Below are 25,241 nucleotides of genomic sequence, written 5' to 3'. Positions count from 1 at the left end.
GTGGAGGCACCATGCAAGACGACGACTTTTCCCTCTTCCGCAGCCAAGTGCAGGGCGTCAAGCCGATCAAGCACGATCGCGCCGAAGTCGGCAAACCCAAGGCCGACCGCAAGCAACTGGCAGGCCTGCGCCAGGCGGCGACCATCCGCAGCGACCAGACGCTGGTGATCGACGGCCTCTCCGACCAGTTCGTCATCGACGTCGGCGCCGAGGATGAGCTGATGTGGCGGCGTGACGGCGTGCAGGAAAGCCAGCTACGCAAGCTCAAGCTCGGCCAGATCGCCTTCGAGGGCAGCCTCGACCTGCACGGCATGAGCGTCGAGAAGGCCCGCGAGACGCTGTGGGCCTTCATCGCCGAAGCGACCAAGCTGGAAGTGCGCTGCGTGCGGGTCACCCACGGCAAGGCCGCGCGCCTGGACGGCAAGCGTCCGATGATCAAGAGCCACGTCAACACCTGGCTGCGCCAGCACCCGCAGGTGCTCGGTTTCACCTCTTGTCAGGCTCGCCACGGCGGCACCGGCGCGGTCTACGTGATGCTCAAGCGAACCATGCTCGAAGGGCGCGACGAGTGACATCGCGCTTGCAGCGCCGCCGTCGCCGCCGTACCCTTCGCCTTTGCGAAATTTTCCACAGGTAGATCCATGTCCCTGGAACAGAACTACACCGCGATCCTCAGCCAGATCGGCGAGGATGTCTCCCGCGAAGGCCTGCTCGACACGCCCAAGCGGGCTGCGAAGGCCATGAAATACCTTTGCCGCGGTTATGAGCAAACCCTGGAAGAAGTGACCAACGGCGCGTTGTTCACCTCCGACAACAGCGAAATGGTGCTGGTCCGGGATATCGAGCTGTATTCGATGTGCGAACACCACATGCTGCCGTTCATCGGCAAGGCCCATGTGGCCTACCTGCCCAAGGGCAAGGTGCTGGGCCTTTCGAAGGTGGCGCGGATCGTCGACATGTACGCCCGCCGCCTGCAGATCCAGGAAAACCTTAGCCGCCAGATCGCCGAGGCCGTGCAGCAGGTGACCGGCGCCGCAGGCGTGGCGGTGGTGATCGAGGCCAAGCACATGTGCATGATGATGCGCGGTGTCGAAAAGCAGAACTCGACCATGCTCACCTCGGTGATGCTCGGCGAGTTCCGCGAGAACGCCGCCACCCGCAGCGAGTTCCTCAGCCTGATCAAGTGATCGGCCTGTGTTCCGAGCCGACCCCCTGGGGTCGGCTTTTTCATTTCAGGAGTTGCCCATGATCGTCAAAGCCCTGCGGGTCGGCCTCGGCCAGCTTATCGTGTTCGGCGACTGGATCAGCCGCCCGGCAAAAAAGAAGCGCGATGCCGCGGCCCAGGCCCAGGTCGAACAGCAGGCCAAGGGCCTGGTGCTGTACCAGTTCCACGCCTGCCCCTTCTGCGTGAAGACTCGTCGCACCCTGCACCGCCTCAATGTCCCGGTGGCACTGCGCGATGCGAAGAACGACGCGCAGCATCGTCAGGCGCTGCTGGAAGGCGGTGGCCGGGTGAAAGTGCCGTGCCTGCGGATCGAGGAACAAGGCGAGGTGACCTGGATGTACGAGTCCAAGGACATCATTGCTTACCTGGACAAGCGTTTCGCCGCGGTCTGACAAATCACCATCGCGGGGCCAGCCTGCTCCCAGGGGTGCTGGCTGGCGTGGGAGCGGGCTTGCCCCGCGATGACGCCGGTCAATCCACCATCGGCACATGCCGAGGATGACTGGCCACCCGCGCCAACCAGGCCTGCACCGCCGGGTAAGGCGCCAGGTCGAAACCGCCCTGATGCGCCACATGGGTATAGGCGTACAACGCCACGTCGGCGATCGAGTACTGCTCGCCGACAAGGTAAGGCGTCATTTCCAGCTGCCTGTTCATTACCTTGAGCGCCTTGTAGCCGCCCTTGTGCAGCCCCCTGTACTCCTCCAGTCGCTCTTGCGGCAGCCCCAGGTAGAACTGGATGAACCGCGCCACGGCGATGTAGGGCTCATGGCTGTACTGTTCGAAGAACTGCCATTGCAGCACCTGGGTGCGCAGCCGCGGCGCGCTGGGCAGGAACTCGCTGCCATCGGCCAGGTAGTTGAGAATCGCGTTGGACTCCCACAGGCAGGTGCCGTCCTCGAGCTTGAGCACCGGCACCTTGCCGTTGGGGTTCATGGCCAGGAACTCGGGCGTTTCCGTCTCACCCTTGAGAATATCCACCGGGTGCCACTCATACGGGCGGTCGAGCAGGCTGAGCATCAGCTTGACCTTGTAGCAGTTGCCCGACTGGTAATCCCCATACACCTTGTACATCGCCCCTCCCCTCTCACGCAGTTGCGTAGTAATGGCCCATAGTTGGCGACTGTACGGCTAAATGCAATGCCTGCTGTATGGCAAGGATCACGCCATGGCACGGTAGCCTGAAAAAACTGCTTACACCTGCACAAGGAATGCCCTATGACCGATGCCACCTCAGCGCGCCTGCGGCCGCTGGCGGACAGCTCGCCGTCGGCGATCGTCGCCGGCTTCATCGCCATGCTCACCGGCTACACCAGTTCGCTGGTGCTGATGTTCCAGGCTGGCCAGGCGGCCGGTCTTACCAGCGCGCAGATTTCCTCATGGATCTGGGCCCTGTCGATCGGCATGGCAGTGTGCAGCATCGGCCTGTCGCTGCGCTACCGCACGCCGATCACCGTGGCCTGGTCGACACCCGGCGCGGCACTACTGATCACCAGCCTTGGCGGGGTGAGCTACGGCGAAGCGATCGGCGCCTACATCACCTGCGCCGTGCTGGTATTGATCTGCGGCCTGACCGGCAGTTTCGAGCGCCTGGTGCGGCGCATTCCCGCCTCCCTGGCCTCGGCCCTGCTGGCCGGCATCCTGTTCAAGATCGGCAGCGAGATCTTCGTTGCCGCTCAACATCGCACGCTGCTGGTGCTGGGCATGTTCTTCAGCTACCTGCTGGTCAAGCGCCTGTCGCCGCGTTACTGCGTGCTGGCCGCGCTGCTGGTTGGCACCGCGCTGTCCGGCGCCCTGGGTCTGCTGGACTTCAGCGGCTTCCAGCTGGAAGTCGCAACCCCGGTGTGGACCACGCCGAGCTTCTCGCTGGCGGCGACCATCAGCATCGGCATCCCGCTGTTCGTGGTGGCCATGACCTCGCAGAACATGCCCGGCGTCGCCGTGCTACGCGCTGACGGCTACCAGGTGCCGGCTTCGCCGCTGATCTCGGCCACCGGCTTCGCCTCGCTGCTGCTGGCGCCGTTTGGCTCCCACGGGGTCAACCTGGCGGCGATCAGCGCGGCGATCTGCACTGGGCCGCATGCCCATGAAGACCCGGCCAAGCGCTACACGGCGGCGGTCTGGTGCGGGATTTTCTACGGCATCGCCGGCATCTTTGGCGCCACCCTGGCGGCGCTGTTCGGTGCCCTGCCCAAGGAGCTGGTGCTGTCGATCGCGGCGCTGGCGCTGTTCGGTTCGATCATGAACGGCTTGAGCGTGGCCATGGGCGAGGTGCGCGAGCGCGAGGCGGCCCTGATCACCTTCATGGTCACAGCGTCGGGCTTCACCCTGTTCTCGATCGGCTCGGCGTTCTGGGGGATCGTGGCGGGGGTGCTGACCTTGCTCATACTCAGCCCGCGCAAGAGCTGAGACAGGCACAGGCAATCACAAGCGGAAATGCCCCACCATCCCCTTCAAGTCATTGCCCAACTGCGCCAGCTCGACGCTTGAACGGGCATTGTCCTCCATCGCCAGTGCCGCTTGGTCGGCACTACCGCGAATCTGCGTAACGCTGCGGCTGATCTCCTCGGCCACCGAGCTCTGCTGCTCGGCCGCCGCGGCGATCTGCTGGTTCATCTGCTGGATCAACGACACCGCCGCCGCAATGCTGCCCAGGGCGCTCTCGGTCTGCAGCGTGTCGGCCACCGCCAGGCGCACCAGTTCGGTACTGCCGCGGATCTGCATCACCGACTGCTGGGCATTGCCGCGCAGGCTGGCGACCAGGCGCTCGATCTCCTCGGTGGACTGCCGGGTGCGCCGCGCCAAGGCGCGCACTTCGTCGGCCACCACCGCGAATCCGCGCCCCTGCTCCCCGGCCCGCGCCGCCTCGATCGCGGCATTGAGCGCCAGCAGGTTGGTCTGCTCGGCCACGCTCTTGATCACCTCGAGCACGTCACCGATCGTATGGATCTCGGCACTGAGGCTGTCGATGCCGCTGCTGGCGGTTTCGGCGGCCTGCGCCAGTTGCTCGATGCGCTGCATGCTTTGACGCACCACCTGCTGCCCCGAGCCGACCTTGTCGTCGGCTGCCTGGGCCGCCTGGGCTGCCTGCTCGGCGTTGCGCGCCACATCGTGCACGGTCGCGGTCATCTGCTGCATGGCGGTGGCCACCTGCTCGGTCTCGTCCTTCTGGCTACCGACTTCGCGGTTGGTCTGCTCGGTGACCGCCGACAAGGCCTGGGCACTGCCGGCCAACTGGTCGATACCTTGCTGCAAGCCACTGACGATACCGGACAAGCCCTCGGCCATCTGCTGCATGGCCTGCAACAGCTGGCCGACCTCGTCGGCGCGCGGCGGCGCGGCCTCGATACCCAGCTCGCCTGCGGCAATGCGCCGGGCCCGGCTGATCACCCGCTTGAGCGGCGCGACCACGGCGCGGGTGATCAGCCAGGCCGCCAGCACGCCTACCAGCAGCGCCAGCGCCGTGGCCGCAACAATGGCGACGGCGTTGCGTGCCAGTTCGGCCTGCATGGCCTGCTCCTGATCGGCATACACCTGGTCGACACGCGCGGTAACCTGCTCGGCACGCGCCTGCAACTGGTCCTTGATGCCCCGCTCCTGGCCCAGCAGGTCGGTGTACTCATTGAGCTTTTCGGAGAAACTGCCGATGTGCCCGGCCACTTCGCCCAGCACGCTCTGGTAGCCGGCATCGGCGACCGAAGCCTTGAGCTGGTCCACCAGGGTCGCCGCTTCGACGGTCTGGGCGATGCGCCCCCCGGTGCTAGCTTCGCCACCCTTGCGGCTCTGCTCCAGGCGCACCCGGGCCTCGTCCATGGCCTGTAGCATCAGCCGCGACACCTGCGCCACCTGCCCGGCCTGTTCCAGGAACCCACCGCCCTGCTGACCCTGGGACTGCTTGAGGGTATAGGTGCCATCGTCGGCCAGGCCGGCCTGCAGCACATCGAGGTTGTTGGCCACGCTCGACACCGACCAGCTGGCCATGTCCAGCGCCAGCTCCTTGGCCTGCACCGCCTGGACGAATTGGTCGAAAGCTTGCCCATAGGCATTGAGATCGGCCTCGGTCGAGGCCAGTGCTGGCACGGCCCGGGCCCGCTCCACAAGCCCCAGCAGCCCCGTGCGCAGGGCCTCGGCCTCCTTGATGTCCGAGCGCAGGGCGAAGGCCTGTTCGTGCTGGCGCAGCTTCAACAGGTCGGTATTGAACTGAGCCATCTGCCGCAGCCCATCGAAGCGCTGGCCGACATTGGCCAGGGCGTACACGCCGATGGCGGCCACCACCAGGGTGAGCAGCAACACCAGGGCGAAGCCCAGGCCGAGCTTGCGCGCCATGCCCAGGTTGGCCAGTACACCGTGCTTGGTCGCCGCCATCACCATTCCCCTCGCCTTGTCGGACTTTACCGACAGCAAGAGTGACAATGGCGCCGACCCCGTCACAAGAGCCAGACGCACCAATGGTGTCATTTAGCTATGAGCGTGTCGCTTTCAGACTGCCAGAGGTCGCCCCGCATGCCGGAAGAACGCCTCGGCCCGCGAATCCTGCCCATAGGCGACATTGATGCGCAGCCATTCACTGGCCCGCCCCTGCGGATCGAAGGCACTGCCCGGGGTAAGCAGCACCGCGTGCTCCAGCGCCAGCCGCTCCAGTTCGGCGAAGTCGCGCCCCGGCACCCGGCCCCAGACGAACATGCCGCCGACGGGTTCGCAAAATACCTCCCAGCCGCAGGCCTCCAGTAGCCCCAGCGTCCTCGCCCGGTGCTGGCCCAGGCGCAGCCGCAGGCGCTGCACGCTCTTGCGGTAACTACCGTTGGCGAGCATCTGCCCGACTACCTGCTCGGCAAAGCGCGAGGTGCCAATGCCCGCGACCATCTTCAATTCGGCCAGACGCGCCACCAGGGGCGGATCGGCCACCACATAGCCGACCCGCAGCGAACTGCTGAGGGTCTTCGAGAAGCTGCCCAGGTAGATCACCCGTTGCTCGCTGTCGAGGGTAGCCAGCCGTGCCGCCGGCCCGTCCTGGAAGTCGGCATAGAGGTCATCCTCGACAATCCGCAGGTCATGCCCGCGGGCCAGCTCCAGCAGGCGATGGGCGACCTTGGGCGTCAGGCTGGTGCCGGTCGGGTTCTGGTACAGGCTGTTGATGAACAGGCAGCGCGGCCGGTGTTCGGCGAGCAACTGCTCGAGTACTTCCAAATCTGGGCCACTGGCAGTGCGCGGTACCTCGAGCATGCGCACGCCGTGCAGGCGCAGCAGGTTGTAAAGGTTGTAGTAACCGGGCCGTTCCACCAACACCGTGTCGCCCGGCGCCAGCAAGGTCCGCACCAGCAGGTCGAGGGCATGGCTGGCCCCCTGGGTGGTGACGATACGCTCAGGTTCCGCGACGATATCCAGCCGCGCCAGCCCTTTGTGCAGTTGCAGGCGCAGGCTCGCCAGGCCTTGGGGCGGGCAGTAGTCGAACAGTGCTTCGGGCGCGCCACGGCTGACCTGGCGGATGGCCTGGGCCAGTTCAGCCTCGGCTCGCCAGGCCACGGGCAGCCAGCCGCAGCCGAGCTTGAGCAGTTGCTCGTGCCCTTCGCGAAACTGCCGCCAGCTGCCGTCGATCGCCTCGCCCCACGGCTCGCCGGGATCGGGTCGCAGGCCCGGCTTGCGCTCGGCGACGAAGAACCCGGCACCGTGCCGTGCCTCCAGCCAGCCGCTGGCCACCAGCCGGTCGTAGGCTTCGATCACGCACGAAGCACTGACCGCCTGGGCCTTGGCCAATGTGCGGATCGATGGCAGGCGTGCACCCGGGCGCAAGCGCTGCCGAGTGATCCAGGCCTGCAACTGCTCGGTCAGCTGCTGGACCAAGGGCGTGGGGAGAGCGCGATCAAGATTGAAGTGCATGGCAAGTGTTCGCTTATTTCAGGCAAACAGTTAAACACAAATCCGTCCTGGGTGTACCTTGGCGAACAGCCACCCAGGGCCGATGCTGACGCAATCGATCCTGCGGAAACCATCCATGCCCACTCGCCACGCCCCGGCCCTGCTGGCCTTCGCCCTGTGCCTGATCACCCTCGCCGTCAATCTCCAGGCCCCGCTGTACATCACCTACGCCGACCTCTCCGGGCAAGGCGCCGCGGCGACCGCCGTGGCTTTCTCCGGCTACGTGCTCGGTGTATTGCCAGTGCTGCTGGCCCTCGGCGCCCTGGCCGACCGGGTCGGGCGACGCCCGTTGATCCTGGTCGCACTCGCCCTGTCGATGATCGCCACCTTGATCATGCTGCTGTCCCCCAGCCTGGCCTCCCTGGGCGTGGCGCGCTTGTTCCTGGGCCTGGGCACCGGCCTGGCCTCGGCCACGGCCACCGCCTACATGAGCGAGCTGATGGCACCCGGTGAAAGTGACCGCGCCGCGACCTGGGTCACCGCCAGCACCTCCCTGGGTTTTGGCCTGGGCGCGGCGCTGACCAGCCTGTGCCTGCTGCGCGGGCCGACACTCACTCCGGGCAGTTTCCATTTGCAGCTGATACTGGCCGCCGCGGCCCTGGTGCTGGTCTGGCGCTTGCCAGACCCACACCCGACGCAAAGCAGCGCCATGCTGCGCCTGCCCTACTATCCCAGCGGCAGCCTGGCCTATGGCCTGGCGATCCTGCTGGCCTGGGCCTGTGTCGGGCTGGTCATCGCCTTGCTGCCGGGAATCCTGCGCCAGCACGGTCTGAGCGCCTGGTCGGGGTTCTCGATCTTCTGCGTGATCAGCTGCGGCTTGCTGTTCCAGCCGCTGGCCCGGCGCATGGCCAGTGCCCGGGCGACCTTGCTCGGGCTGCTGATCCTGCCGTGCAGCTACGCGCTGCTGGCCTGGGGCGCCGACAGCGGCAACCTGGCGGGCGTTTTGCTGGGCGCCGTGGCCGCCAGCAGCGCCTGTTATGGCTTTATCTACCTGGGCGGGCTGGCGGCGGTGAACAAGTTGGCCGGCCAAGAAAAAACCCGGGCCAGTGCCGGGTTCTTCCTGCTGGCCTACCTGGGGTTCAGCCTGCCGGTGATCTTTACCGGGCTGCTCAGTGATCGGCTGGGGCCGCGGCTGGCCTTGATCGTATTTGGTGGTGTGTTGCTGCTGGGCTGCGCGGCGGTGGCGCTGGCCCTGTGGCTGGCCTCGGTCAGATCGCCAGCGCGCCCCCGTCGACCGTCAGGCTGTGCCCCGTCGTGAAGGCCGCGCCATCGCTGCACAGGTACAGCACCGCGCTGGCGATCTCCTCGACCTTGCCGATGCGCCCGACCGGGTGCATCGCCGCAGCGAACTCGGCCTTGCGCGGGTCGGCCTCGTAGGCGCGGCGAAACATGTCGGTATCGATCACCGCCGGGCACACCGCGTTAACCCGGACGCCCTTCTTCGCGTACTCGATGGCCGCCGACTTGGTCAGGCCAATCACCGCATGCTTGGACGCCGCATAGATGCTCATCTTTGGCGCCGCCGACAGGCCGGCCACCGAGGCCGTGTTGACGATAGCGCCACCGCCTTGGGCCAGCAGCAGGGGCAGTTGATACTTCATGCACAGCCAGACGCCCTTGACGTTGACGCCCATGATCGCGTCGAACTCCGCCTCGCTGCCCTCCGCCAACCGCCCCTTCTCGATTTCGATGCCGGCATTGTTGAAGGCGTAGTCGAGCCGGCCATAGGCCTTGATGACCTGCTCGTGCAATTGCCGCACATCTTTATCACGGGTAACGTCGCAGGCGATGAACAACGCTTCACCACCACTCTGGCGGATCAGCGCAACGGTGGCTTCGCCACCATTCGCATCAAGGTCGGCCACCACCACCTTGAGCCCCTCGGCGGCAAACGCCTGGGCCGTCGCCCGGCCGATACCCGCTGCGCCACCGGTGACCAGGGCAACCTGGCCGGAGAAAGTCATGCTCATCACTGGCTCCTGCAAAAGGATGGGAAGTCGTGGCCGAGTCTAGTCACGGCAATGCAGGGCTGGGCAGCATCATCAAGGGCACGGTTGGACTACTATCGTTCGCGGTGATCTTGCGTGACGCGGCCCATTCAACCCGCCGATCATCCCCCCTCACACTCGTTCAGGAGAACTCGCCATGCCCCACACCAACCGCCGTTTCCTGCTGACCAAGCGCCCGGTCGGCGCCGTGCGCCGTGACGACTTCACCTATGAGCAGGCCCCTGCCGACGAGCCAGGCGAAGGCCAGGTGCTGGTGAAAAACCTCTACCTGTCCCTGGACCCCGCCATGCGCGGCTGGATGAACGAAGGCAAGTCGTATATCCCCCCGGTGGGCCTGGGCCAGGTGATGCGCGCACTCGGCGTGGGCGAAGTGGTCAGCTCCAAGCACCCGGACTACAAGCCCGGCGACCATGTCAGCGGCGCCCTCGGCGTGCAGGACTACTTCACCGGAGAACCCCAGGGCCTGCACAAGATCGACCCGCGCCTGGCCCCCTTGCCGCGCTACCTGTCGGCACTGGGCATGACCGGCATGACCGCCTACTTCGCCCTGCTCGATGTCGGCCAGCCCAAAGCCGGCGAAACCGTGGTGATCTCCGGCGCCGCCGGCGCGGTCGGCAGCATTGCCGGGCAGATCGCCAAGCTCAAGGGTTGCCGCGTGGTCGGCATTGCCGGTGGCGCGCAGAAGTGTCAGTACCTGCTGGATGAACTGGGCTTCGACGGGGTCATCGACTACAAGGCCGAAGACGTGCTCGCCGGGCTCAAGCGCGAATGTCCCAAGGGCGTGGATGTGTACTTCGACAACGTCGGCGGCGACATCCTCGACGCGGTGCTGTCGCGCCTGAACTTCAAGGCCCGGGTGGTGATCTGCGGCGCCATCAGCCAATACAACAACAAGGAAGCGGTCAAGGGCCCGGCCAACTACCTGGCGCTGCTGGTCAACCGCGCGCGCATGGAAGGCTTCGTGGTGATGGACTACGTCAAGGAGTACGGCAAGGCCGCGCAGGAAATGGCCGGCTGGTTGGCCAGTGGCAAGGTGAAGAGCAAGGAAGATGTGGTGGAAGGGCTGGAAACCTTCCCCGAGACGCTGCTCAAGCTGTTCAGCGGGGAGAACTTCGGCAAGCTGGTGCTGAAAGTCTGATCATTGCGGGCTGCGCTCACGCGCAGCCCACACTCGCGGCCTCTCGAATCAACCGCGAATCTCAGCCACCACCGCAGCCAACGCCTGGGCTGGGTCCGCCGCCTGGCTGATCGGACGCCCGATCACCAGGTAGTCGGAACCGGCGTCCAGTGCCTGGCGGGGGGTCAGGATCCGGCGCTGGTCGTCCTGGGCACTGCCTGCCGGGCGGATACCCGGGGTCACCAGTTGCAGCGACGGATGCGCCGCCTTCAGTGCCGGAGCCTCCAGCGCCGAGCACACCAGGCCGTCCATGCCGGCCTTCTGCGCCAGCGCCGCCAGGCGCAGCACCTGCTCCTGCGGGTCGACATCCAGGCCGATACCGGCCAGATCCTCACGCTCCATGCTGGTCAGCACGGTCACGCCGATCAGCAGCGGCTGTGGACCGCTGCGCTTGGCTAGCTCTTCGCGGCAGGCCGACATCATGCGCAGGCCACCGGAGCAGTGCACATTGACCATCCACACGCCCATCTCGGCCGCGGCCTTGACCGCCATGGCGGTGGTGTTGGGGATATCGTGGAACTTGAGGTCGAGGAACACTTCGAAGCCCTTGCTGCACAGGGTTTCGACGATGCCCGCGGCGCTGCTGGTGAACAGTTCCTTGCCCACCTTGACCCGGCACAGGGCGGGGTCGAGCTGGTCGGCCAGCTTCAGGGCGGCGTCACGGGTGGGGAAATCCAGGGCGACGATCAGGGGCGTCTGGCAGGCGGACATGGGCAGGGTCTCTTGGCAAGTCGTAAACGGCGCGCATTGTAAACGATGCGGGAGCGCAGCGGGGGAAGGTGTGATCGCGAATTAACCGGCGATCATTACAGCCCTATAATTGAACCAAAGTCGCCAAGTTTTACTCGATAATACAGGTACGGCCTACACGCCGTATGAAGGAGAGCGCCATGCCCTGGTATGCCTGGTTGATTCTGTTGGTAGCGATTGGCTCCATCGTTGGAGGACTGATGCTGCTGCGGGATACCGCGAAGAAATTGCCACTGACGGAAGAACAGTTGAGAAGGGTTCACGAACGCAATGCAGAGATGGATGCCAAGGAAGCGCAAGACCGCTGAAGATGGACAGAAAAAGGCCGGTCACTGGAACCGGCCTTGTACTTGTGCTGTCAGTTCACTGTCAGCTTGTCGCGATTGCGCTCCAGAAGGAGAGAGCCGATACCCTTCACTTCCAGCAGTTCGTCAACGGATGCGAAGTTACCATCCTCTTCCCGGTAGGCCACGATAGCTTCGGCCTTGGTCTTGCCGATGCCCTGCAAGGCTTGATGCAACAGGCTCGCACTGGCCGTGTTGATGTCCACCTTGGCGGAATCGCCAGTAACCTGATTCGCGACGACCAGTGGCGTCGGGGTGCTGGCTGCAGACGGCGTGACCGGTGCGGCGTGGAGAGACAGGGACAGCGAGGCGAAAATCGGCAGCAGCAGACAGGACAGCAGTTTTTTTCTCATCAGGGACACTCCTTTAGTTTCAGACTCGGCAAGCAACGTTTCCCTCGTTGCGGGAATAAAGCTAGCCAATTGCCGAGCCTGGCGAAAGTGCAGGCGTGCCCTTCAAGCATTTCCAGATTTGACCGGATCCATGCAAGGCCAAGGATCCGGGGAGAACACCAACAAAAAACCCGACTTTCGCCGGGCTTCATGATGTTACAGCAAGTGTGGAATCAGGCGCTAGATCGCGAATTCCTGCATCGAACTGGCTACCGCACTGATGATATGCAGCAGTGCGTAGAGGCCGAACAACGCCGCGACAGCCATGGGCCATTCCATGCCGAGGCCGAAATAGGCGCCAGCAACGGCGACGAAGCAGTTGAAAATGTGCTTGCGCACGATGAAGAAATACAGGGCTCCCACCGGAACCGCCAACAACCAGGAAACGTCCCAGTAACTGGCAGCACCACCAACGATGCAGAAGAATTGGGTCAGCACCAATGTAGCGAGCACAGGGAGACGAGCGAATCTCACCTTGCTCATGAATTCGAAACCGTTCAAAACAACTGCCCCCATCCCCAGATGCACAAAATGTGCGCATGAAGTTACCCGACCGAGTGGCCGACCCCGGCAGGCAAGTACTTGAAGCACAGCATGATGGCACGGAGACTAGCAGATAGCCATAACAGTGGCATGAAAAAGCTTACAAATAGCCATCACGCTACACAAGACGTGTCTACCATCATGTGGCAGGTGCGATGTACCCATGATTTGTGTTAAAAGCTAAATCTTTATCCCTCTGACGCTCCCTGCGCCGCATCCATGTCCAATACCCCTTCCACGGCCTTCACGCTCGCCCCTGAACAGCCCGTTCCCGCTCCAACAGTGCTGCGCCTGCCTGCCAACCTGAACGGCAGGGACTTTGTCGTGGGCGACGTGCACGGGCATTTCGAGATACTTGGGGCCTTGCTTGAAAAGGTCGGATTCAATCCGGAAGTGGACCGAGTGCTGTGTACCGGCGACTTGGTGGATCGCGGTCCCTACTCCGATGCCGTGATCGATTGGCTGGCACAGAGCTGGTTATTTTCAGTGCGCGGTAACCATGAGCAGATGGTGCTGGATCACTTTGCCGGCACCGGGGATGCGCCACGTCATAGCCGCAACGGTGGCGACTGGTTCTATCGGCTGCCGGACGCTCGACAACGCCTGATTCATCAAGCCATCCAGCGCATGCCGGTTGCCCTGGAAATCGCCCTGCCGGGCGGGCAGCGTATCGGCGTGATCCACGCCGAATCACCGTACTGGGAAGAGAACATGAGCTGGGACGACGCCATGGCGCTATTGGAAACCCCCCAGCAACAAGGCCATGACCATGCGCTTAAACAGGCCGTCTACGCCAGGGGTCGCATAAATGGCATGCAGGATAAGCCCGTTGCTGGTGTTAAAACGCTGTACGTTGGCCACTCTACCGTAGCCGCGGTGTCTCGTCTGGGGAATGTCGTCTATGTCGATACGGGCTGCTCGTTCGCAGACGGGCACCTCACTGCAGTGGAACTGCCAGGTCAGAACATCCACGATACCCGGTCATGAGCTGGCGACGCGCTGTCACGACTCGGAATGATGATGTAGATAGATCCAGTCGACGATTCCGCCTTCCGGCATGTACCCGCTGACAGAACCTCGCAGCATGTCCCGTACCTGATCGTAATCATCTTCACCCAGGGCTCGCAGCAAGCTCGCCAGGAAAGTCTTGAGCGAGTCCCAGGCCAAGTGGTCCTCATTGGCCGCCAGGATCATCGGATGCAGGGTGTCTGCCACGTTGTCGCCGATCAGCAGTTCTTCGTACAATTTCTCGCCGTGGCGCAATCCGGTGAATTCAATGGCGATGTCACCGCCGGGATTATCGGCCGAGCGCACGCTTAGCCCGGACAGGTGGATCATCTTTTCCGCCAGTTCGGCAATCTTGACCGGCTCCCCCATATCCAGCACGAATACATCGCCGCCCTGCCCCATCGATCCCGCCTGAATCACCAACTGGGCAGCCTCGGGGATAGTCATGAAGTAGCGGGTGATATTGGGGTGGGTAACGGTGAGCGGCCCGCCAGCCTTGATCTGCTTGTGGAACAAGGGGATCACCGAGCCCGAGGACCCCAGCACGTTACCGAAGCGCACCATCGTGAAACGGGTCTTGTTGACCCTCGCGACGTTGTCCGGATCGTCGAAGAGGACCGGAGCAATCTCCTTGCTCAAGGCTTGCAGGATCATTTCCGCCAGGCGCTTGCTGCTACCCATGACATTGGTCGGTCGGACCGCCTTGTCCGTCGATACCAGCACGAAATTCGCAACCTGTGCGCTCAACGCCGCCTGGGCGGTGGCCAGCGTACCGATCACGTTGTTGTAGAGACCTTCGGCAATGTTGTGCTCGACCATGGGTACGTGCTTGTACGCGGCGGCATGGTAGACGGTGTCGATCTTCCAGCGGCTCATCAGGTGATGCATCTGTGCCTGGTTGCGTACCGAGCCGAGAACAGGCAGAAGCTGCGTACGCGGGGAGCTCAATGGCAGTTGCCGCTCCAGCTCCGACAGGATGCTGTAGAGATTGAACTCGCTGTGTTCGAACAGCAGCAGCAGCTCCGGCTTGAGCGCGAGAATCTGGCGGGACAGTTCCGATCCGATGGAGCCACCCGCACCGGTGATCATGACCCGCTGCCCGGTCACGCAGCGCTCGAGCAGCTCACTCTGGGCCGGTACCGAGTCACGTCCGAGCAGGTCGGCGATATCCACTTCCTGCAGGTCGTCCACTTTGACCCGACCACTGGCCAAGTCCATGAACCCCGGAATACTGCGCACATGCACCGCCAGGCTCTCGAGGTAGCCGAGGATTTCCCGGCGCCTTGAGCGGCTGGCGGAAGGAATGGCCAAGAGTACTTCCTCAGCACCCGTGAGGCCGATCATCCGGCGAATATGGCTTGGCTTGTACACTGGCAGGCCAGAGATCACCCGATTGGCGATACCCGGGTCATCGTCGATGAACGCCACGGGTACCATCACCCGACTCATTCGCAAGGCGGCGACCAGCTGGTTGCCCGCTGCGCCAGCGCCGTAGATGGCAACCTTGGGCAGGTCACTGGTGCGGGTCACGAATGGCATGGACAAACCCGCACCCGCCCAGTCGCCGAGGAAGTACTGGCGCACCGCGAGCCGCAACCCACCAACCATGACCAGCATCAACCACCAGTAATTGAAGATAATGGAACGGGGCACCAGTGTTTGATGATTGCTATACCAGTAGATCACGACGCCAAGCATCAAGGATGCCAGGCTGACCGCCTTGAAGATCGAAACCAGCGCATCGTTTCCGAGGAAACGCGTCACGGCGCGGTACATGCCGAACCAGGCAAAGATCGGCAGTGCCAGCGCGGGAGCGCAGACGAAAAGCCAGGCGTGATCGAATACCGGGCTCACGCCCACTTCGATTCCCAAGCGGACCACGAACGCCATCAATAGCGCGAACCAGACCAGGATCAAATCGGCGAAGACCTGCAAACCGCGCTTCTGCCTATGGGACAGGCTCAACAGCCATGACCTGAAGTTATCCATGATTTTCCTATACAGCAGATAGTTACCTGACAGAGGCATTGCCTCGATCACCGGCTATGCTCCGTTGCGCTCCAAGGCTCCTGCGCGGTAACGCACCGCCAGCACCAGCAGGGGCGCATACCCTATCAACAAGCCGACAACGCCATCCACGAGCCCGGCCACCACGCTCAAGGCCACGGGCAGCAGCCAGAACACGTTCAACGCCGCCACCGCCAGGGTCACGGGCAGATGCCGGCCATTCCGTCGCGAAGCGAACTGATAGGCATGACTGCGATGAGCCTCGTAGACCTTGTCCCCCCGCGCCAGCCGACGCAGGAGAGTGAAGGTGGCGTCGACGATGAATGTCCCCAGCAGGATCAGCCAGCCCCAGAACAGTACGGGCGACGCCCAGGCCGCCTGGATCGAGAAGATACCGAGGATGATGCCAAGGAAGCCACTCCCGGCATCTCCCATGAAGATCCGTGCCGGCGGGAAATTCCACACAAGGAACCCGGCGGTGGCTGCAGCCAGCATCAACGGCAGCACCATCAGCCCGGCGTGGCCCGCCACCGCATATAGCAGGCTGGCACCAAGGCAGGCCGTGATCGCCTCGACGCTGGCGATGCCGTCGATGCCATCCATGAAGTTGTACAGATTGAGAAGCCATACCAGATAGACTGCGGCCAGTAGCGCTCCCAACCAGCCAAGATCGACCTGCATGCCCCAGAACTGCAGCGGTGCCATGCCCCCCAGGCAGATCAGGGACCATGCGGCGGCGGCAAAATGGGACAGCAGGCGCCAGCGGGCAGCGATGTGCCCATGATCGTCCATGAAGCCGACGATGGCGATCAGCCCGCCTGCCCCCGCACAGGCAAGCAGGGTCGCGGTATCGGCGAAACCAGCGATCGCCAGCGAGAGCAAGGACACCAGGAAGGCCAGCACGATGGCTACGCCACCGCCTCTAGGCGTGGGGACCGAATGCGAACTTCGCGCATTGGGAATATCCATGATGCTCTTTTCCAGGGCATAGCGACGCAATACGCCGGTCATGCCAAAGGAGAGAATCAATACAATAGGACCAAACCAGAAAACGCTCATCAACGAGAACCATCCTGAAGCTGTCGCGCGGTGACCTTTAATGCCTCATCGACCGCAAGAGGGGGCGTCCAGTCGAGCAGATCGAGGGTCTTGTCGATATCGACCTGCAACGAACCACACAGGCGCTCGGCCACGCCGCGCTTACCCAGCAGTGAAGCACCCAGGCGCAGGCACGCGACGGGGACCGGCAATAACCGCGAGGGCTTGCCCAAGGCAGCAGCCATGCGCCGCAACAGCGCAGAAGTGGAAAGATCCTCTCCATCGCTCACCAGGAATACCTCGCCAGCAGCAGCAGGGTGCAACCGGCAGGTGGCGATGAGATCGACCAAGTTGTCCAGCGCCACCAGACTGCGACGGTTGTCGATCAGGCCCAGGGGCAGGGGCAGCCCTCTATTCACCCAGCGCATCATGGCACGGAAGTTGGCCTTGACCCCCGGGCCATAGACCAGCACCGGCCGGATGATCACGATCTCTAGACCACTCTCGCGCCCCAATGCAAGCAGGGCCTGCTCTGCCTCCAGCTTGGAGATGCCATAGGGATCCCGGGGGGCCGGCACATCATCCGCACAATAGGGCCCGCGGTTGCTGGTACTTTCGCCATTGACCTTGATCGAACTGATGAAAATGAAGCGCTTGACCCCCGCCGCGACGGCTGCATGCGCCAGCGCCAGCGTGCCGTCGACGTTGACACGGCGGAACGCGGCCAGCGGATCCGCCTCGCGATCATTCATCACGTGCACCCGGGCCGCGGCATGTATAAGCACCTCACGCCCGGCGAGCCCGGCCTGCCAGTCACTGTCGTCCGTCAGGCTGGCGAAGACGAAGCGGTCAGCCCGCGGGTCCGTTACGGTGCCCCCGTCGCGCACGGCAGCCGTCACCGCAACGCCATCATCAAGCAGGCGGCGCAGCAATGCCTGGCCGACGAAGCCGCTGGCTCCGGTCAAAAAAACCGTTCCGGCCGTCATTGCGTGCGCCTGCGCAGCGTGGCAACCCGGAACAACTCCTCCAGACGGGAAAGCAGCGCCGGCTTGGAGTAATTGGCCTGGTAGTAGTCCTTACCTGCCATGCCCATCGCTTGCCGTTGCTCAGTCGAGCTTTGCGCCAGGGTCCGGGTGATCTCGGCCAGTCCCCGCCAGTCGCCGGACGCACAGGCCAGGCCCGCGCCGGACTCGTTGATCACTCGAGCCGCTTCGCCATTGATCATTGCCAGCACCGGTCGCCCGGATGCGAGATAGGCCTGGACCTTGCCTGGAATGGTCTTTTCGAAAACGCTGTTAGTCTTCAGCGAAACCAGTAGTGCATCAGCACACGCGAACAGCCCGGGCATGGCTTCCAGCGGGTGACGGCCAAGCAGATGGACGTTATTCAACGAACGCAGTTTCACCTGTTCGGCGAGCCAGCCACTGACCCTACCGTCACCCACGATCACCCAGCGCACGGAAACCTGTCCACGGAGCATCTCCACGGCATCGAGGATCGCCGGAAAATCTTGCGCTTCGCCCAGATTGCCGGCGAACACCACGGTGAAGGTGGAAGGATCGCTGTCGATCAGTGCCTTGGTGTCAGGCAGCGCGTTGGAAAACTCGTCTTCCGCCCAACTGGGGAAATACACCAGGCGCTCGCTGGCGATGCTGCGGGTGCAATTCTCCCTGACACTTTCGAAAAAGCCGTGGGACTGCAGCAGCAGGTAGTCGGCTCGGTTGTAGATCCAGGACACCAACTTGCCCACGACACCCAGCACCTTCGGGTTGCGCACCACATTCACGGCACGCAGGGTTTCCGGCCACAGGTCCAGGATCCAGATGAACACCGGCGTCTTCTTCAAGCGGCCGATGACGATGGCCGGTATCGCGGCCATGATCGGGGAAACCGCGAAGACGAAGATCGCATCGAACTCACGCCCGCGCACCTTCCAGGAACCGATGACGGAGGCGCTGGTAAAGAACGACAGGTAATTCAGGAATAGGCGGAAACCCCGCTTGCCACGGGAAATCATTGGCACGCGAATGATTTTCGCGCCGGCATAGCGCCGGAATTTTTCTGGCTCCCGGGCGTAAGCTCCGAAGACCTTACCTTCCGGGTAGTTCGGCAGGCCGGTGAGAACGGTGACGTCGTGCCCCTTCGCGGAAAAATCGCTGACCAGATCATTGATCCGCATGTTTTCGGGCCAGAAGTACTGGGTTACCACCAGAATACGCAACTTGTTGTCATCCATGGCGCGACTCAATACCGCTTCCATACGACCCGGTTCACATAGTCGGTATAGCTATGTAGGATCCGGACTACTTTTTCGGAAACATTCGGCATGCTGTAATCCGCGACCAGACGTAGGTCACGTTGCTCGCCGCGGGCCTGGCCAGCTAGGATCTCCAGCCCCTGGAGCACCCGCTCCAGCTCGACGCCCACCATCATGACCACCGCTTCCTCCATGCCCTCCGGACGCTCGTGCGCCTCGCGAAGGTTCAGTGCGGGGAAGTTCAGGATGGAGGCTTCCTCGCTGATGGTGCCACTGTCGGACAAAACCGCGTAAGCCTCGAGTTGCAGCTTGTTGTAGTCCTTGAAGCCCAGCGGCTTGAGCAGCCTCACATTGGGATGGAACTCGACCGCCAGGGCATCGATGCGTTTCTGTGTGCGCGGGTGAGTGGACACCACGATCGGCATGGCATAGCGCTCGGCGACGCCATTGAGCATGGCGACCAGCTTGAGGAAGTTCTGCTCGGAGTCGATGTTCTCTTCGCGATGGACGCTGACCACCATGAAACCGCCAGCGCTCAAGCCCAGGCGCTCGAGAACGTCCGAGGCGGCGATGCCTTCGCGATAGTGCCCGAGCACCTCGAACATCGGACTGCCGGTCTTGATTATACGGTCCGCAGGCAGCCCCTCGGCCAGCAGGTAATCCCTGGCGATGGCGCTGTAAGTGAGGTTGATGTCTGCGGTGTGGTCGACAATGCGCCGGTTGATTTCCTCGGGAACACGCATGTCGAAGCAACGATTCCCCGCCTCCATGTGGAAACTCGGGATCTTGCGGCGCTTGGCCGGGATGACGGCCATGCAACTGTTGGTGTCACCGAGGATCAGCAAGGCTTCCGGACGCACGACCTCGAGGACCTTGTCCACGGCGATGATCACGTTGCCGATGGTTTCGACGCCATTGTTGCCGGCTGCATTCAGGAAGTGGTCCGGCTTGCGGATGCCCAGGTCCTGAAAGAAGATTTCATTCAGCTCGTAATCGTAGTTCTGCCCAGTATGCACCAGGACATGGTCGCAGTGACGGTCCAGGGCGTGGATGACGCGCGACAGGCGGATGATCTCCGGGCGAGTGCCGACGACCGTAACCACTTTCAACTTTTTCATGACTATCTCTTAGCCCCTCTCATTCGCCGGAGGAGCGTACGGGCATGGCGTAGGTATCGGGATTCTGGCGGTCGAACACTTCGTTGGCCCACAGCATCACGATCAATTCGTCGTCACCGATGTTGGTCACATCATGGGTCCAGCCGGGAACCGTCTCGACGATCACGGGCTTTTCCCCATCGGTATGTAATTCATAGGTTTCGCCACTCTGTATGTGGCGGAAGCCGAAGCGGGCGCTGCCGCGGATCACCAGGAACTTTTCGGTCTTGGTGTGATGGTAGTGCCCGCCCCGGGTGACCCCGGGCTTCGCGGTGAAATAGGCGAACTGGCCTGAGTCCCGGGTTTTGAGCATCTCCACGAAGGTTCCACGCGGGTCGGAATAACCTGGCAGCTCGTAGCTGAAGGCTTGCGCGGGCAAGTAGCTGAGATAAGTGGAGTGAAGCGCGCGCGCCAGGCCCGTGCCCACCGCCTCCGTGGTCAGGGTCGAGCGGCTGTCGCGGAAGGCCTCCAGCAGTTCCGCCACCTGACCTACGGTGGTGGAGTACACAGGCTTGACCTCATCTGCCAGGTCGTCAGGCAACACGCCATCCATCAGGCCGATGAAGTGCCTGACCACATCGTCGATGTAGACCAGGTTCACCACGGCGTTCACATCATGGATCTGAATGGGCAGGCCATTGGCAATGTTGTGGCAAAAAGTGGCGACCATCGAGTTGTAGTTCGGGCGCGCCCACTTGCCGAAGACGTTGGGCAGACGGAATACATGTACTGCCCCGCCCTGACGGGCTGCCAGGTCGGCGAGGGCCTGCTCGGCCGAACGCTTGCTGCGGCCATAGGGATTGTCGGCAAGCGCCTGGATCGACGAGCTGTAGACAACCGGAATACGCCTGCCCGAGGCCAGGATCGCGTCACACAGTCGCGAGGTGAAGTCGGCATTGCCCGTGGCGAACTCGGCGGTGTCGTCCGGCCGGTTGACGCCGGCCAGATGGAAAATGAAGTCAGCCGCTGCAACCTGGGCCAACAACGCCTGCGGCACGCACCGGTCGTGACAGATCATATGGACGTCGTTGCGTGCGTGCAGGTGGCTTTGTAGGTTGCGGCCGATGAACCCATTGCCGCCGGTGATCAACACGTTCAAGCGATCACTCCTCGGGCGAAGCGTGTTCACCACGCTGGATCGCACGAATGAACTCCAGTTTCATCAACAGCGCCTCCATGCCGGCGACGTCGAGGCGCTGGGTATTGTGTGAGTTGTAATCTTCCGCCTGGCTGATACGCTCCTCGCCATGTTCGACGAACTTGCTGTAGTTCAGGTCGCGCAGGTCCGGAGGAATACGGTAATAACCGCCACGGTCCTCGGCACACGCCATCTCCTCGCGACTGAGCAATGCCTCGAACAGCTTCTCGCCGTGGCGGGTACCGATGACATTGATCGGGTGGTCGGGTTTGCCGAGTAGTCCGGTCAGGGCCTTGGCCAGGGTATGGACCGTCGCCGCAGGCGCCTTCTGCACGAACAGGTCGCCATTGCTGCCGTGCTCGAACGCATAGAGCACCAGGTCGACGGCGTCGGACAAGGTCATCATGAAACGGGTCATGCCCGGATCGGTAATGGAAAGCGGCAGGCCCTGGCGAAGTTGTTCGACGAACAATGGGATGACCGAGCCACGGGACGCCATGACGTTGCCATAGCGGGTTCCGCAAATGACCGTGCCCGCTTCTTCGAGGCCACGGGACTTGGCAACCATGACCTTTTCCATCATGGCCTTGGAGATACCCATGGCATTGATCGGATAGACCGCCTTGTCGGTACTCAGGCAGACCACGCGACGAACACCGTTCTGGATCGCGGCCTCGAGCACGTTCTCGGTACCGATGATGTTGGTCTTGACCGCCTCCATGGGATGGAACTCGCAGGAGGGGACCTGTTTCAACGCCGCCGCGTGAAAGATGTAGTCAACTCCACGGGTCGCGCCAAGAACACTCTGGTAGTCGCGAACATCACCGATATAAAACTTTAACTTGCTGCTGGAATAACGCTTGCGCAAATCATCCTGTTTTTTTTCATCACGGCTGAAAATACGGATTTCCGCAATATCGGTATGCAAGAAACGCTTGAGAACGGCATTGCCAAACGAGCCGGTTCCTCCCGTAATCAGAAGTTTCTTCGACTTAAACACCTTGAGTCTTCCTCACCAACATCGCTGAATGCAGGGTTTGCCCAGCTTGGTCAAAACGCCATTTTATGTGCCGAGCAGGGTTGCCAGCAACAACGGAAAAATTTTCTACATCACGAGTGACCACCGATCCGGCCGCAACGATCGCGCCATCGCCGATCGTCACACCATTGAGAATGATCGCCCCATGCCCGATCCACACGTCGCGCCCGATCACCGTTTGCTTCCAGGCTTCGCGACCGCCATCACGCATTGTCACGCCGGGGGTGGCGTAGGCGTGGTCGCCACCGACGATGGCGACATTATTGGCCAGCATGGTGAAACTGCCGATCACGATATCGCCATCGAGATAACTGCGGGCGCCGATATAACACCAGTCGCCAATACTCACCCGCCGAGGGAGGACAAAAAGTCCCCGCCCCAGGCGTACATGCTTGCCCACACGTCTGAATCGATAAAACAGCGCTAACTGGAAGCAGGTCAGCAGGCGCACCAGAAGTCGTCTCATGACTGCGACACCCCTCTTCGCTCATGGCATTTGGCGGCGTCATACCACCTGGCAGGGTCGAACAAGGGCTGGACTCGGGATTCGAGGTCTTCGAGCCTGAAACGCTCCAGATCACTACCAAAGTAGATTTCCGGGAAGAAAGACCGCTCATCGCAGACCAGTACCGGGCCGTAGCCCTGGACGTCATACCAGGCCGTCGAATTGACCGTGACGAAAATCGGCCGATATCCCGCGAGCATCTCCCAGGTCCTGGCCAGTGTCGCCCGCCCCGGACGCTCGACCTGCTCGTCCTTGCTGTTGGGGTGCACCTTGACGAACAACGGCACCGCACAATCCACGCTCAGTCGTTCCAGGCTTTCGCGGATGCTGTTCAGCGCCTGCGCTTCGGCCAGGCAATGAAAATCGGCGAAGTTCTGGTCGATCAGGACGATGGAGGGGGGAAGCTCACGCACTTCATCAACAGTTCCCAGGCCCAGCCGTGTGTTCTTGCCCGCACGGACCTGAGGATGCAGCGAGGGGTAGCGCAGGCGATAGAAGTCCGCCTGGGCAAAGTTCACACCGCGAAACTCGCTGTAGGCAACATAAGGAGCATACAACCCGACGCCATGGGCAGTATTGACCACGCTCACGCCTTGGGCGAGCAGTGTCTCGTACAGCGCCACAGCGGCGATCTCGAACTCGTCGCTGGTATATACCCGTTCGACGCCCTGGGCCAGCAACTCGTTGGCATATCGCTGGTAGGCTTGAACCTCGGCGGCGACCACCAGGCGCGCCGAGGGCTGCCGCGAAAGCAGCATGCGCAGCACCTTCGGCGCGCCATAGGGCAACCCGGACAAGGTTACATCCAGCCCCCGTCGCCGACAGTCGCGCAAGAAACGCCACTGACGCAGGACGCCATAAGGGAACGGGTAGAGTCGCACCCGGGAGTCGGTCATCTCCTGCCCGTACATCGACGCGGTAACGTCGACCCAGCCGCGAACCATCGACGCCGAGACGCCGGAAGCCCTGTCGAAGAGCCGGAACAGTCTGTGCAGGACAGCCTTGAACACGATGAACAGCACAGTTGCACGAGTGATGTAGCTCGCTCGCCAAGGCCCCTGGGACACACGCTCTTGAGACTGCTGGGGAACGAAAGCCTGCAATACTTCGATGCCATCCTCATGGACGGCAACACGCTTGCAAGTGTCCGCTTCCGTCTGCAGGAAGTACGCGAGCGCCGCGAGGTTCCTGACGCGCGAGGACTTCAATGCGTAAAGGTTGACCAGCGCCTTGTGCTCGATCGGCGACAGCGCTTCGCGCGCCGCCATGAATTCGCAAACGGCGTAGAAATGCTCGACCTGGAAGATACTCAGCGAATAACGTGAGCGCAGCTCATCAAGCGAAAAGCGCCGGCCGTCCTTTAGGAGGACGTACTCCATGCTCATGGTTTTACCTCTCGACTGCCCTACGCTGCTGCCCGGGCTCATGGCAGGTGGCAATCCCGGGAATGAATGGAAGCGCCCCTTGTCAGACTCGTGTCCTTGCCATTTCGGTCAGGAGCGTCAATCCGAACAACAGGCCAAAGGACAGGGAAACGATCCAGGCCGAAGCGATCGCACCATGGACCGGAAGCAGCGTGACGTTCAGGAGCACGCTGGTAACCGCCACTCCCAGCGTAATCAGCGCCAGTCGACCGGTGCTGCCATGGAACAACGTGAAACAACTCACGATGCGATACATGCCATTGAAAAACATGGCCAGGAACAGCCAGGGCGCATACAGGATGGCCTGCTGGTATGAATGACGGGCGATGATATCGGCAAAGACCCTGAATGACAAATAACCCACCCCGCAAAGCACTGCCAATCCCATGGCGTAGAGCGCCACCAACCGGCCGATCTGCGGCCTTAGCCGGTCATCTTGACGCCCCAGCGCGGCATACAGCCAAGGCGTGAAGGCCTGGACGAAACCACTGGATGCAATGTTGATCACCTGGGCCACCTGGAATGCCAGGGCGTAGTAGCCTGCGACGGCAACGCCACTGAACGCGGTGATAAGGAACCGATCCAGCATTGCCATGCCCCAGCCGGCCAACTGGTACGGGACCAACGGCAAGCCGTAGGCAAGCGAACGACGCAGATAATCCTTGTCGATGCGGCAGGTCAGGTACCCCTTGCGACGCAGAATCAACAACGACAGCAAGCCGCTGCCGCAGAACACCAGCGCCTGGCCGGTCACGGCGCTCTGCCAGCCCATGTCAACCCAATGGATCAGACCGATCGGTACCCCTAGTTGCGCCACGCAGAACACTAGGAAGAACCTGGCATAGTCGAGCGCGGCATCCTCCGACTGCCAGGTGATCAGGAGAAACTGCTGCAGTGCCTGGCCGAGCGCCCCCAGCAAAGCAACCACCAGCAACCCGGGTGACTCCAGCCAGGCGTAAAGCGCCAGCCCCGCACCGGCGGCCAACAGAATCAGCGCACAACCGACGAGCACCACCACCCAGACGATCGTCGACAGGAATACGGGACGCAAATGCGACGGTGCGGTGAAGAAGTCTCGCTGGAAAGATGCAGTGAGCCCAAGCCCGAGCACCTGAGTGGCGAGGGCGACCATCGCGATGAAGAGCGTCAGAACACCAAGTGACTCACCGGCGAGGATGTAGGCGCAATACAACACCAGAAGCAACTGCGCTCCCGAGCCCACGCCATTGGCCGCCGCATAGATGATCGCCTTGCCCCCTACCCCTCTCAAACTCATATATCGTGCTCACCTGGCATATCGCCCAACTGCTGG

The 25,241-nt window shown here is 62.6% G+C and carries 24 protein-coding genes and 3 pseudogenes; 8 read left to right on the top strand and 19 right to left on the bottom strand.

Annotated features, from left to right (window positions below; translation table 11 throughout):
• Positions 1-11: 11 nt before the first annotated feature.
• From LU688_RS08470 to LU688_RS08460, 3 genes are all read left to right on the top strand, one after another.
• Positions 12-572 (top strand): Smr/MutS family protein, encoded by a 561-nt coding sequence (locus LU688_RS08470; RefSeq protein WP_094010688.1) that lies wholly within the window; start codon positions 12-14, stop codon positions 570-572.
• Between the two features lie 69 nt (positions 573-641).
• Complete coding sequence (folE, locus tag LU688_RS08465) at positions 642-1,187, top strand: GTP cyclohydrolase I FolE (RefSeq protein ID WP_023631546.1); 546 nt, start codon at positions 642-644, stop codon at positions 1,185-1,187.
• 58 nt (positions 1,188-1,245) lie between these two features.
• Positions 1,246-1,617, top strand: a complete 372-nt coding sequence (locus tag LU688_RS08460; RefSeq protein WP_023631545.1) for a glutaredoxin family protein — start codon at positions 1,246-1,248, stop codon at positions 1,615-1,617.
• A 79-nt stretch (positions 1,618-1,696) separates the two neighbouring features.
• Here LU688_RS08460 and LU688_RS08455 read toward each other — a convergent pair whose 3' ends face one another.
• Positions 1,697-2,299 carry a glutathione S-transferase family protein gene (locus LU688_RS08455; RefSeq protein ID WP_094010689.1) on the bottom strand — a complete coding sequence of 201 codons (603 nt, stop codon included), beginning with the start codon at positions 2,297-2,299 and terminating at the stop codon, positions 1,697-1,699.
• Positions 2,300-2,443: 144 nt separating this feature from the next.
• Here LU688_RS08455 and LU688_RS08450 point away from each other — a divergent pair, with 144 nt between their 5' ends.
• A complete protein-coding gene (locus LU688_RS08450) occupies positions 2,444-3,634 on the top strand; it encodes a benzoate/H(+) symporter BenE family transporter (RefSeq protein WP_023631543.1) in 1,191 nt (396 codons plus the stop codon).
• Positions 3,635-3,649: 15 nt separating this feature from the next.
• Here LU688_RS08450 and LU688_RS27925 read toward each other — a convergent pair whose 3' ends face one another.
• The 3 genes and pseudogenes from LU688_RS27925 to LU688_RS08440 all read right to left on the bottom strand — a co-directional run bounded on the left by LU688_RS27925 (position 3,650) and on the right by LU688_RS08440 (position 7,102).
• Positions 3,650-4,513, bottom strand: a complete 864-nt coding sequence (locus tag LU688_RS27925; RefSeq protein ID WP_371041576.1) for a methyl-accepting chemotaxis protein — start codon at positions 4,511-4,513, stop codon at positions 3,650-3,652.
• A pseudogene (locus tag LU688_RS27920) lies at positions 4,508-4,735 on the bottom strand (HAMP domain-containing protein); the annotation flags it as partial. The pseudogene LU688_RS27920 and the gene LU688_RS27925, both read right to left, overlap by 6 nt.
• A 969-nt stretch (positions 4,736-5,704) precedes the next feature.
• Positions 5,705-7,102, bottom strand: coding sequence for an aminotransferase-like domain-containing protein (locus LU688_RS08440; protein WP_160291223.1), 1,398 nt, complete (start codon positions 7,100-7,102; stop codon positions 5,705-5,707).
• A 115-nt stretch (positions 7,103-7,217) separates the two neighbouring features.
• Between LU688_RS08440 and LU688_RS08435 the strand changes: the two genes are divergently transcribed.
• Positions 7,218-8,399 (top strand): MFS transporter, encoded by a 1,182-nt coding sequence (locus LU688_RS08435; protein WP_094010691.1) that lies wholly within the window; start codon positions 7,218-7,220, stop codon positions 8,397-8,399.
• Here LU688_RS08435 and LU688_RS08430 read toward each other — a convergent pair.
• A complete protein-coding gene (locus LU688_RS08430; RefSeq protein WP_094010692.1) occupies positions 8,350-9,111 on the bottom strand; it encodes an SDR family oxidoreductase in 762 nt (253 codons plus the stop codon). The two genes, LU688_RS08435 and LU688_RS08430, sit on opposite strands and share 50 nt — an antisense overlap.
• Positions 9,112-9,286: 175 nt before the next feature.
• On the opposite strand from LU688_RS08430, the gene LU688_RS08425 reads away from it, so the two are divergent.
• The gene (locus LU688_RS08425) at positions 9,287-10,288 is read left to right on the top strand and encodes an NADP-dependent oxidoreductase (RefSeq protein WP_104444273.1); all 1,002 of its coding nucleotides are present in this window, start codon (positions 9,287-9,289) and stop codon (positions 10,286-10,288) included.
• A 48-nt stretch (positions 10,289-10,336) separates the two neighbouring features.
• Here the strand turns inward: LU688_RS08425 and pyrF are convergent, their stop codons facing one another.
• Positions 10,337-11,038 carry an orotidine-5'-phosphate decarboxylase gene (pyrF, locus tag LU688_RS08420; protein WP_094010694.1) on the bottom strand — a complete coding sequence of 234 codons (702 nt, stop codon included), beginning with the start codon at positions 11,036-11,038 and terminating at the stop codon, positions 10,337-10,339.
• A gap of 179 nt (positions 11,039-11,217) precedes the next feature.
• On the opposite strand from pyrF, the gene LU688_RS08415 reads away from it, so the two are divergent.
• On the top strand, positions 11,218-11,385 hold the full coding sequence (locus LU688_RS08415; RefSeq protein WP_094010695.1) for a DUF2897 family protein: 168 nt from the start codon (positions 11,218-11,220) through the stop codon (positions 11,383-11,385).
• 50 nt (positions 11,386-11,435) lie between these two features.
• Here the strand turns inward: LU688_RS08415 and LU688_RS08410 are convergent, their stop codons facing one another.
• Positions 11,436-11,774 carry a ComEA family DNA-binding protein gene (locus tag LU688_RS08410; RefSeq protein WP_232888243.1) on the bottom strand — a complete coding sequence of 113 codons (339 nt, stop codon included), beginning with the start codon at positions 11,772-11,774 and terminating at the stop codon, positions 11,436-11,438.
• A gap of 219 nt (positions 11,775-11,993) precedes the next feature.
• On the bottom strand, positions 11,994-12,296 hold the full coding sequence (locus LU688_RS08405) for a hypothetical protein (protein WP_143067531.1): 303 nt from the start codon (positions 12,294-12,296) through the stop codon (positions 11,994-11,996).
• Positions 12,297-12,575: 279 nt separating this feature from the next.
• Here LU688_RS08405 and LU688_RS08400 point away from each other — a divergent pair, with 279 nt between their 5' ends.
• Complete coding sequence (locus tag LU688_RS08400) at positions 12,576-13,343, top strand: metallophosphoesterase (protein ID WP_232888242.1); 768 nt, start codon at positions 12,576-12,578, stop codon at positions 13,341-13,343.
• 15 nt (positions 13,344-13,358) lie between these two features.
• Here the strand turns inward: LU688_RS08400 and LU688_RS08395 are convergent, their stop codons facing one another.
• The 11 genes and pseudogenes from LU688_RS08395 to LU688_RS08350 form a co-directional block, all read right to left on the bottom strand.
• A complete protein-coding gene (locus tag LU688_RS08395; protein ID WP_094010699.1) occupies positions 13,359-15,353 on the bottom strand; it encodes a polysaccharide biosynthesis protein in 1,995 nt (664 codons plus the stop codon).
• Between the two features lie 54 nt (positions 15,354-15,407).
• Positions 15,408-16,430, bottom strand: coding sequence for an MraY family glycosyltransferase (locus LU688_RS08390; RefSeq protein ID WP_094010700.1), 1,023 nt, complete (start codon positions 16,428-16,430; stop codon positions 15,408-15,410).
• A complete protein-coding gene (locus LU688_RS08385; RefSeq protein ID WP_094010701.1) occupies positions 16,430-17,395 on the bottom strand; it encodes a UDP-glucose 4-epimerase family protein in 966 nt (321 codons plus the stop codon). The genes LU688_RS08390 and LU688_RS08385 overlap by 1 nt, the downstream gene beginning before the upstream one ends.
• Complete coding sequence (locus tag LU688_RS08380; protein ID WP_160291226.1) at positions 17,392-18,645, bottom strand: glycosyltransferase family 4 protein; 1,254 nt, start codon at positions 18,643-18,645, stop codon at positions 17,392-17,394. Before LU688_RS08380 ends, LU688_RS08385 begins: the two co-directional genes overlap by 4 nt.
• 8 nt (positions 18,646-18,653) lie before the next feature.
• Positions 18,654-19,784: a non-hydrolyzing UDP-N-acetylglucosamine 2-epimerase gene (gene wecB, locus LU688_RS08375; protein WP_160291227.1), complete on the bottom strand. Its 1,131-nt coding sequence runs from the start codon at positions 19,782-19,784 to the stop codon at positions 18,654-18,656.
• Between the two features lie 19 nt (positions 19,785-19,803).
• On the bottom strand, positions 19,804-20,922 hold the full coding sequence (wbjC, locus tag LU688_RS08370; protein WP_094010704.1) for a UDP-2-acetamido-2,6-beta-L-arabino-hexul-4-ose reductase: 1,119 nt from the start codon (positions 20,920-20,922) through the stop codon (positions 19,804-19,806).
• Between the two features lie 4 nt (positions 20,923-20,926).
• Entirely contained in the window at positions 20,927-21,961 is a 1,035-nt protein-coding gene (locus LU688_RS08365; protein WP_094010705.1) for a polysaccharide biosynthesis protein, read from the bottom strand.
• Between the two features lie 52 nt (positions 21,962-22,013).
• Positions 22,014-22,178, bottom strand: a pseudogene (locus LU688_RS27915) (DapH/DapD/GlmU-related protein); the annotation flags it as partial.
• 84 nt (positions 22,179-22,262) lie between these two features.
• Positions 22,263-22,466, bottom strand: a pseudogene (locus LU688_RS27910) (acyltransferase); the annotation flags it as partial.
• Positions 22,463-23,890, bottom strand: coding sequence for a hypothetical protein (locus LU688_RS08355; RefSeq protein WP_094010707.1), 1,428 nt, complete (start codon positions 23,888-23,890; stop codon positions 22,463-22,465). The gene LU688_RS08355 and the pseudogene LU688_RS27910, both read right to left, overlap by 4 nt.
• 82 nt (positions 23,891-23,972) lie before the next feature.
• Positions 23,973-25,205: a lipopolysaccharide biosynthesis protein gene (locus LU688_RS08350; protein WP_094010708.1), complete on the bottom strand. Its 1,233-nt coding sequence runs from the start codon at positions 25,203-25,205 to the stop codon at positions 23,973-23,975.
• Between the last annotated feature and the right edge of the window lie 36 nt (positions 25,206-25,241).

The organism is Pseudomonas soli (genome assembly GCF_021283165.2).
In the GTDB taxonomy this organism is placed as follows: domain Bacteria; phylum Pseudomonadota; class Gammaproteobacteria; order Pseudomonadales; family Pseudomonadaceae; genus Aquipseudomonas; species Aquipseudomonas soli.
This window is presented reverse-complemented; position numbering and strand designations above follow the sequence as displayed.

Coding starts and splice junctions, on each gene's coding strand:
- LU688_RS08440 (WP_160291223.1), bottom strand. CDS start 7,102: ATGCACTTCAATCTTGATCGCGCTCTCCCCACGCCCTTGGTCCAGCAG.
- LU688_RS08450 (WP_023631543.1), top strand. CDS start 2,444: ATGACCGATGCCACCTCAGCGCGCCTGCGGCCGCTGGCGGACAGCTCG.
- LU688_RS08400 (WP_232888242.1), top strand. CDS start 12,576: ATGTCCAATACCCCTTCCACGGCCTTCACGCTCGCCCCTGAACAGCCC.
- folE (WP_023631546.1), top strand. CDS start 642: ATGTCCCTGGAACAGAACTACACCGCGATCCTCAGCCAGATCGGCGAG.
- LU688_RS08380 (WP_160291226.1), bottom strand. CDS start 18,645: ATGGATGACAACAAGTTGCGTATTCTGGTGGTAACCCAGTACTTCTGG.
- LU688_RS08350 (WP_094010708.1), bottom strand. CDS start 25,205: ATGAGTTTGAGAGGGGTAGGGGGCAAGGCGATCATCTATGCGGCGGCC.
- LU688_RS08430 (WP_094010692.1), bottom strand. CDS start 9,111: ATGAGCATGACTTTCTCCGGCCAGGTTGCCCTGGTCACCGGTGGCGCA.
- pyrF (WP_094010694.1), bottom strand. CDS start 11,038: ATGTCCGCCTGCCAGACGCCCCTGATCGTCGCCCTGGATTTCCCCACC.
- LU688_RS08405 (WP_143067531.1), bottom strand. CDS start 12,296: ATGAGCAAGGTGAGATTCGCTCGTCTCCCTGTGCTCGCTACATTGGTG.
- LU688_RS08435 (WP_094010691.1), top strand. CDS start 7,218: ATGCCCACTCGCCACGCCCCGGCCCTGCTGGCCTTCGCCCTGTGCCTG.
- LU688_RS08395 (WP_094010699.1), bottom strand. CDS start 15,353: ATGGATAACTTCAGGTCATGGCTGTTGAGCCTGTCCCATAGGCAGAAG.
- LU688_RS08425 (WP_104444273.1), top strand. CDS start 9,287: ATGCCCCACACCAACCGCCGTTTCCTGCTGACCAAGCGCCCGGTCGGC.
- LU688_RS08470 (WP_094010688.1), top strand. CDS start 12: ATGCAAGACGACGACTTTTCCCTCTTCCGCAGCCAAGTGCAGGGCGTC.
- LU688_RS08390 (WP_094010700.1), bottom strand. CDS start 16,430: ATGAGCGTTTTCTGGTTTGGTCCTATTGTATTGATTCTCTCCTTTGGC.
- LU688_RS08460 (WP_023631545.1), top strand. CDS start 1,246: ATGATCGTCAAAGCCCTGCGGGTCGGCCTCGGCCAGCTTATCGTGTTC.
- wecB (WP_160291227.1), bottom strand. CDS start 19,784: ATGAAAAAGTTGAAAGTGGTTACGGTCGTCGGCACTCGCCCGGAGATC.
- LU688_RS08410 (WP_232888243.1), bottom strand. CDS start 11,774: ATGAGAAAAAAACTGCTGTCCTGTCTGCTGCTGCCGATTTTCGCCTCG.
- LU688_RS08415 (WP_094010695.1), top strand. CDS start 11,218: ATGCCCTGGTATGCCTGGTTGATTCTGTTGGTAGCGATTGGCTCCATC.
- LU688_RS08385 (WP_094010701.1), bottom strand. CDS start 17,395: ATGACGGCCGGAACGGTTTTTTTGACCGGAGCCAGCGGCTTCGTCGGC.
- LU688_RS27925 (WP_371041576.1), bottom strand. CDS start 4,513: ATGGCCGAGGGCTTGTCCGGTATCGTCAGTGGCTTGCAGCAAGGTATC.
- LU688_RS08355 (WP_094010707.1), bottom strand. CDS start 23,890: ATGAGCATGGAGTACGTCCTCCTAAAGGACGGCCGGCGCTTTTCGCTT.
- LU688_RS08455 (WP_094010689.1), bottom strand. CDS start 2,299: ATGTACAAGGTGTATGGGGATTACCAGTCGGGCAACTGCTACAAGGTC.